The 6,909-nt window shown below is 70.1% G+C and carries 5 protein-coding genes; all 5 read left to right on the top strand.

Annotated elements, in window-relative coordinates; all coding sequences use genetic code 11:
- Window positions 1–113 precede the first annotated feature (113 nt).
- The 5 genes from E1295_RS52765 to E1295_RS46200 all read left to right on the top strand — a co-directional run bounded on the left by E1295_RS52765 (window position 114) and on the right by E1295_RS46200 (window position 6,485).
- Entirely contained in the window at window positions 114–1,259 is a 1,146-nt protein-coding gene (locus E1295_RS52765) for a M23 family metallopeptidase (RefSeq protein ID WP_132641475.1), read from the top strand.
- Between the two features lie 141 nt (window positions 1,260–1,400).
- Entirely contained in the window at window positions 1,401–1,760 is a 360-nt protein-coding gene (locus tag E1295_RS46215; protein WP_132641469.1) for a YraN family protein, read from the top strand.
- Entirely contained in the window at window positions 1,761–3,296 is a 1,536-nt protein-coding gene (locus tag E1295_RS46210; RefSeq protein WP_132641467.1) for a YifB family Mg chelatase-like AAA ATPase, read from the top strand.
- A 393-nt stretch (window positions 3,297–3,689) separates the two neighbouring features.
- Complete coding sequence (gene dprA, locus E1295_RS46205; protein ID WP_246081202.1) at window positions 3,690–5,030, top strand: DNA-processing protein DprA; 1,341 nt, start codon at window positions 3,690–3,692, stop codon at window positions 5,028–5,030.
- A gap of 546 nt (window positions 5,031–5,576) precedes the next feature.
- Window positions 5,577–6,485: a tyrosine recombinase XerC gene (locus E1295_RS46200; RefSeq protein WP_132641471.1), complete on the top strand. Its 909-nt coding sequence runs from the start codon at window positions 5,577–5,579 to the stop codon at window positions 6,483–6,485.
- The last annotated feature ends 424 nt before the right edge of the window (window positions 6,486–6,909 follow it).

Raw genomic sequence — 6,909 nt, 5'->3', positions numbered from 1 at the left:
GCCTTCACCCACCCGAAGCCCAAACCACTCTCATCACGACACACGACACCCCGACGAAGCTCGCCACCACCCGCAGCACCCTGGCGGCCGTCGCCACGATCCGCGGCGCCGTGATGGCGCTCGTCTTGACGGCCACCGTCATCGCCGTCCCAGCGCCCGCAGCGGCAAGGGCCTCACCCACATGGCGCTGGCCGCTGGATGGTCACCCTCGCGTCATCCGCCGCTTCGCTCCACCACCTGAACCGTGGCTGGCCGGCCACCGAGGCGTCGACCTGGCCGCCCCGCCAGGCGCCACGGTGCTCGCGGCAGGCGCGGGCACGGTCCGGTTCGCGGGCCCGGTCGGAGGAAGGGGTGTGATCACGGTCGAGCACACGAGCGGCCTGCGCACGACGTACGTACCGGTCACCTCATCCCTGACGCAGGGCCAATCCATCGCGCAGGGCGCCAAGCTGGGCGTCCTCGAGTCGTCGACCGATCACTGCCAGGAGCCATGCCTCCATTGGGGCCTCCTGCGCGGCGCCCGTTACCTCGACCCTCTCCTCCTCCTGGGCCAAGCCCCCATCCGCCTTCTCCCTTTCTGGCAGGCGAGCCCCGAACACCTTCCCCACGGCTCTCCCCCGAGCCCGCACTCCGCGCCTCCACCGTCAGCCGACTCGGGCATCGCCGCTCCGCCACAGGCGCATGCCACCGCCATCCCCCTGTCGGCGACATCCCGCGCACCCGTTCCACCAGGGCCTGCAGTTCGATGGAGCGCAGCCCCCGTACCAGCGGCTCTCGCGGCATGGTGGGCCACGGCCCCCGTACCACCAACACGTACGACCCGGCAGACCACCGCGCCCGCACCACCGACACGAACAACCCGACACACCATCCCGCCCGTACCATCAGCCCTCGCGACCCGCCAGGCCATCGCGCCCCCGCCACCGGTACCGGTGTCGGCGAGAAGGGTCACCGCGCCCGATCCGCCAGCGGCGCTCCCTCACTCCACCGGCGTTCTTGTCGTACGGCCGGTTCACGAGGCACGGCCGTCCAACCCGCCCGCGCCAGTCCTGACGGTCTCGGTTCCGGCCATCCCCGCCGCGAGCGCGATCGTCCTGAGCGCGCTGCTGGGAGGGTTCCTTCTCCTCAGCGTGGTCACGACCGTACGTCGGCGCCTGCGCTCCCGGTCCCCCTCTCACCGGCACATCGCGCCACAAGGCCGACACCGTAAACGGCACCGCAGGAGAGGCGATCGCGACCGCCGTCCGCGCCACGGCTGACCAGGTACGTCCGGCAACGGCACACCGGTTATCCACAACTTCTCGGTAACACCACCGCCATCCCCAGAACCCCGTTCGGCCGACCTCGCCCCACCTCGAATCCACGAGAGTCGGTGCCCGGCAACCAGACGGAGGTGGCACATGCCCGCGAACAACAGACTCGGCCTCGGCAAGCAGGGCGAGCAGCTAGCCGTGACCTACCTGGAGGCACAGGGAATGAAGGTGATCGAGCGCAACTGGCGCTGCCGTCATGGCGAGATCGACGTCATCGCCGAAGAAGGCCCCAGTCTGGTCGTGGTCGAGGTCAAGACACGGTCGGGCACGTCACACGGCACGGCTTTGGAGGGTGTGAGCAGGGCCAAGCTGGTCCGGCTTCACATGCTGGCGGCGAAGTGGCTGGCCACGCAGCAGCGCAGCTTCGACTCCGTGCGCGTGGACGTGATCGCCCTTGAGCGCTTCGCCGGCGATTTCGCACTGCGCCACGTACGGGGGGCGATCTAGATGGCCGTGGCCCGCACCCGCAGCGTGGCCGTCGTCGGGGTCGCCGGCCGCACCGTCGAGGTCGAGGCCGACGTGGGCAACGGACTGGCGGGCATCCATCTCATCGGCCTCCCCGACACCGCGCTCAGCGAGGCCCGCGACCGGGTCAGGTCCGCTGTGGTCAACAGCAGCTACCCATGGCCAGACGCCCGCATCATCGTCAGCCTGTTCCCTGCCAGCCTGCCCAAACGGGGGTCGCAGTTCGACCTGGCCATAGCCGTGGCGATCCTCGGCGCCGCGGGTGTGATCCCCGCCGAGCGCATCGCGGAGCCGTTCTTCCTGGGTGAGCTCGGCCTCGACGGCCGCATCAGACCCGTGCGCGGCGTCCTCCCCTCGGTGCTCGGTGCCGGCAAGCACGGTGGTGCGACGGTCGTCGTACCGTCCGCCAACGCGGCCGAAGCATCCCTGGTGCCCGATGTGAAGGTCGTCCCCATGGAGGGCCTGCGGCAGCTGGTCGAGTGGCTGCGCACAGGAGACGACCCTCCGCAGGCCCGGGCCGACGACGGCGCGCAGGCACGGAGGTCCACCATCGATCCCGCGGTTGACCTGTCGGAGGTCGTAGGCCAGCCGGTGGCCCGCCGAGCCCTCGAAGTGTGCGCGGCAGGCGGCCACAACCTGTGGATGCTCGGCCCGCCCGGCACCGGCAAAACCCTGCTGGCCGAACGCCTTCCCACCCTCCTTCCGGATCTGGAGCTCGATCACGCCCTGGAGGTCACCGCCATCCATTCCGTTGCGGGGGTGCTGCCGCCCGATTCGCCCATGATGAGCAGGCCACCGTTCGTCGCCCCGCACCACACGGCGACGTCCGCCGCGATCATCGGCGGCGGCAGCGCGGTCGTGCGTCCGGGTGCGGTCTCCCTTGCCCACAGGGGCCTGCTGTTCATGGACGAGGCTCCCGAGTTTCCCCGTCACGTCCTTGACGCCCTGCGACAGCCGCTGGAGTCCGGCCGGGTGACGGTGTCGAGATCGGCGGGCTCGGTCACGTTCCCTGCCCGGTTCATGCTCGTCCTGGCCGCCAATCCCTGTCCCTGCGCCCAGGCCGACGACAAGGGCGAGGCGTGCAAGTGTTCGCCCACGACCAGACGCCGCTACCTCGGCAGGCTCTCAGGCCCGCTCCTTGACCGCATAGACATGAAGGTCACGGTCGCCCGCTCGACCCGGCGCGAGCTTCTGGCCGACCGGCAGTTCGTGGAGACCAGCAAAACCGTGGCCGAACGCGTGCTGGTGGCCCGCGACCGAGCCGCCAAACGCCTGGCCGGCACCCCCTGGCGCACCAACGCCGAGATTCCCTCCTCCATCCTGCACGCCGACTACCGCCCAGGTGAGGCGGCCATGCGGCCTATGACGTCCTGCCTCGACTCCGGCATCCTCACCGCCCGGGGCCTCGACCGCGTGGTGCGGGTCGCCTGGACCCTCACCGACCTGGCGGGCAAGGACCGCCCGGAGGAGGACGAGACCACGGCCGCCCTCAGTTTCTGGCTGGGAGTCACGTCGTGACGCAGCCGATTCCCCACACCAGGCCCCGTGTCATCGCCCCAGGGCCCTGTCCGGCGAGGAGACCCCGGTTCCGCAGAGGCCCTCCCGGCGAGTTCGCCAGGGTCGATTCCAGACCTCTCGCATGCGGGTCCCCCTGTTTCAGCTCTGCACCAGTTCCCTGTCCGTTTCCAAGACCCCTTTGGACGGTCCATGTCCGTTCCACTTCACGAAAGCACCACCAGTAGCCCCATGCCATCCGCTCCCGCGACCACGTCACCTCCGGCCTCCGCAGCCGATACAGCCGCCCAGCCCATCCAACACACCACTCCGCCGCCGACCTCCCCATCCGCGCCGGCCACCTCACTCCCGCCCACCCATAGGCCCGTACACACTCTTCCGTCCACCACGACAACCGTGAACTCCGGGCGGGCCGCGGTCGCCATGACCTCACCCTCGGGGCGGGTGCGGGAGGAGACGAACGAACTGGTGGCCAGGGCCGCTCTCATGCGCGCCACCGACGTGGGCGACCCTGTCATGGGGCGTCTCGTCGCCCAGTACGGCGCCGCGGAGGCGGCGGCAGCGATCCGTGCACGCGCCTTGCCTCCCGAGTTCGCCGCGCGGGAGGCCCGGCACGAGCGCCCGCCCGACCTCACCGGCCGACTGAACGCCTGGTACGCCCGGCTGGCGGCCGCCAGACCGGCGGGCGACCTGGAAGCAGGTGAGAAGGCTGGAGCGAGGCTGATCATCCCTGGCAGCCCGGAATGGCCGACCCAGCTCGACCAACTGGGGGCCAGCCGTCCTCTCGGGCTGTGGCTGCACGGCACGGCCGACCTGCGCTTCGCGTGCCTGAAGTCCGTCGCCGTGGTCGGCGCCCGTGCCGCCACGTCCTACGGTTCACACATCGCTGCCCAGTTCGGTGTGGGGCTCAGCGAGTCCGGCTGGACGGTGGTGTCAGGTGGCGCGTACGGCGTGGACGGGGCGGCGCACAAAGGAGCTCTGGCGGCCGATGCCCCCACGGTGGCCGTGCTGGCGTGCGGCGTGGACGTCTGCTATCCGAGCAGCCACGACACCCTGTTCGCGGCCGTCAGGCAGCAGGGTGTCGTGATCAGCGAATGCCCGCCGGGCGTCCATCCCACCCGGGCCCGCTTTCTTGTCAGAAACCGCCTGATCGCCGCCCTGTCGAGGGGCACCGTGGTGGTGGAGGCAGCGTTGCGCAGCGGCGCGCTCAACACGGCCGCCCATGCGCTGTCCCTCAACAGGCACCTGGCGGCGGTGCCCGGCCCCATCACGTCGAGCCAGTCGGCCGGCTGCCACCGGCTGCTCAGGGAGCGCAAGGCAGTCTGCGTGACCACGCCTGAAGAGATGATCGACCTGGTCGGCGTGATAGGCGACGACCTGGCCCCGCAGAGCCGAGTCCCCGCCGTCTCCAGGGACAGACTGAACGAGTCCACGAAGAGAGTGCTTGACGCCATTCCCGCCCGAGGCGGCGCGGGGCCCGCCTCCATCGCGGTGGCTGCGGGGGTAAGCCTGGATACGACCTTGAGCGCGCTGGGCGGCCTGGCAGCCGCAGGCTACATCGAACGCGCCGCGAACGGCTGGCGCCTGCGCAAGCCCGCGACCAGCTACCGCAAGGCTTCCGAAGCAGCCGCCCTGCAACCTCCGCTCACCGCGGAGGCCGCCGACCAGACGGACGACCCGCCGTTCCCTGACGACTCGCCGATCACCCAGCCGGCAGCGGAGGGGCTGCATCCCTGACACCTGGCGGTGGCCCGACGCACACCAGTGACCGTGCGGACTGACGTGGACATGGTGACGGCCATCGCGTGATCCTTGGAGGGCCTGCATCAAGACCGGAGGAGAGCACCGCGATGGCCGCACACAACAGTCTGTCGTGTGTCCGCCGAAAGGCGAAGAGAACCACGCACCGGTGACTCCTACTTTTTGCCGACATAGTTGAGGATCATGACAATCGCTTGTTGACGTCGCCGCTCGGCACACGTGGCACCGTCGATGCGCGGGCACGGCCGGAGGGGGAAACACATCACGAGGGGTGAAGCAGCACGACGTATGCCAGTGAACGACGAGCAGGCTGGTAAGTCAGGAATGCCTACGAGAGCGCCGCCGCAGACAGGACGGCCGGCACTGGTGGGAAGGCCAGGCACAGGCGAACCGGCTGACGCACATGACGAGGGGCAGGCACGTTGACGGTCATACGCGGGCCGGCCAAGAGCATCACGGGCGGCGGAAAGGTGGCGACACAGCACCATGGCCGGCACCGACGATGATGGGGACGTGGAAGACATGGTTCGTGAGGACGGCGCCGCGGCTGTGACGAGGGACGATGTGCTGGCCGATTTCGGCCGGTACCTGCGGCTGGAGCGCGATCTCTCACCGCACACGGTCCGGGCTTACCTGACCGACGTCACCTCCCTGCTCGATCACCTGGGCGGAGAGCTAGGCGGTCTGGACATCGGGGCTCTCAGGGGGTGGCTGGCCGACCAGCACGAGGAGGGAAAGGCCAGAGCCACGCTGGCACGCCGGACCGCCTGCGCCCGCACCTTCACCGCCTACTGCCATCGCCGCGGCTGGCTGCCCACAGACCCGGGATTGCTGCTGGGCACCGCCAAGACGGCCCGGTCGCTGCCATCCGTACTCGACCAGGAGCAGGCGCAGGCCGCGATGGAGGTCCCAGCCGCCGCGGAGCCGAAGGAACTGCGCGACCAGGCGTTGCTGGAGCTCCTGTACGCCACGGGCGTGCGGGTGAGCGAGTTGTGCGCCCTGGACGTCGACGACGTCGACCGTGAACGGCACGTCCTCAGGGTCCTCGGTAAGGGGCGCAAGGAGCGTTCGGTGCCATTCGGGTTGCCCGCGCTGCGCGCCCTGGACAGGTGGTGCATCCACGGGCGGCCGCTGTGGGCCCGAGCGAAATCGGGGCCCGCGCTCTTCCTGGGGGTCCGTGGCGGCCGCATCGACGCGGGCACGGTCCGGAGGGTGGTACACGCGCGGCTGGCCCAGGTTGACGGGGCGCCCGACATGGGGCCGCACGGTCTCCGGCACACCGCGGCGACACACCTGCTGGAGGGCGGGGCGGACCTGCGTAGCGTCCAGGAGTTGCTCGGGCACGCATCGCTGAACACCACGCAGATCTACACCCACGTCTCCATCGAACGGTTGCGCGCCGCCTACCGCCAGGCCCATCCCAGGGCCTGAACGGCGATACGGCCGGGCCGCTCTGAGGGCTTCGCACGGCCGGGCCGCTCTAAGGCTTCGCCCGGCCGACGCCGCTCTTAGGCTTCGCACCGCCGAACTTCACCACGGCACCGGCGACCGCCCCACAACGTTCTGACCCCACGTCGTCTCCGCGTCGTTCGATCGAATCGGCACCGAGCCGGAGCAATCAGCGAGATCACTTCAAGTCGCTGGCATAGGCCCCAGCACGAGGCACACGCCAACTCAGCACAGGAACCGTCCGCTCCCTGGAGCCCGTCCCAAGAACCGGTTCTCCGTGGGATTCCCACCATCCTGGGGTCCATCCCTAGAGCCCCGCTCGCGGTGGGTCCGTCAGTCCCCGGAGCCTGTTCCCCGTGGGGTCGGTCCCTGGAGCCCGTTCTTCGTGGAGCCCGCCCCTGAAGCC

Origin of the sequence: Nonomuraea mesophila, assembly GCF_004352805.1 — a bacterium.
GTDB lineage: Bacteria > Actinomycetota > Actinomycetes > Streptosporangiales > Streptosporangiaceae > Nonomuraea > Nonomuraea longispora.
The sequence above is the reverse complement of the archived record's forward strand: the minus strand, read 5'-3'. Positions and strand labels throughout refer to the sequence as shown.

What these genes read in the sequence shown, in the direction of transcription:
- E1295_RS52765 (WP_132641475.1), top strand. Translation starts at nt 114, where the DNA reads ATGGCGCTCGTCTTGACGGCCACCGTCATCGCCGTCCCAGCGCCCGCA.
- E1295_RS46200 (WP_132641471.1), top strand. Translation starts at nt 5,577, where the DNA reads ATGGTTCGTGAGGACGGCGCCGCGGCTGTGACGAGGGACGATGTGCTG.
- E1295_RS46210 (WP_132641467.1), top strand. Translation starts at nt 1,761, where the DNA reads ATGGCCGTGGCCCGCACCCGCAGCGTGGCCGTCGTCGGGGTCGCCGGC.
- E1295_RS46215 (WP_132641469.1), top strand. Translation starts at nt 1,401, where the DNA reads ATGCCCGCGAACAACAGACTCGGCCTCGGCAAGCAGGGCGAGCAGCTA.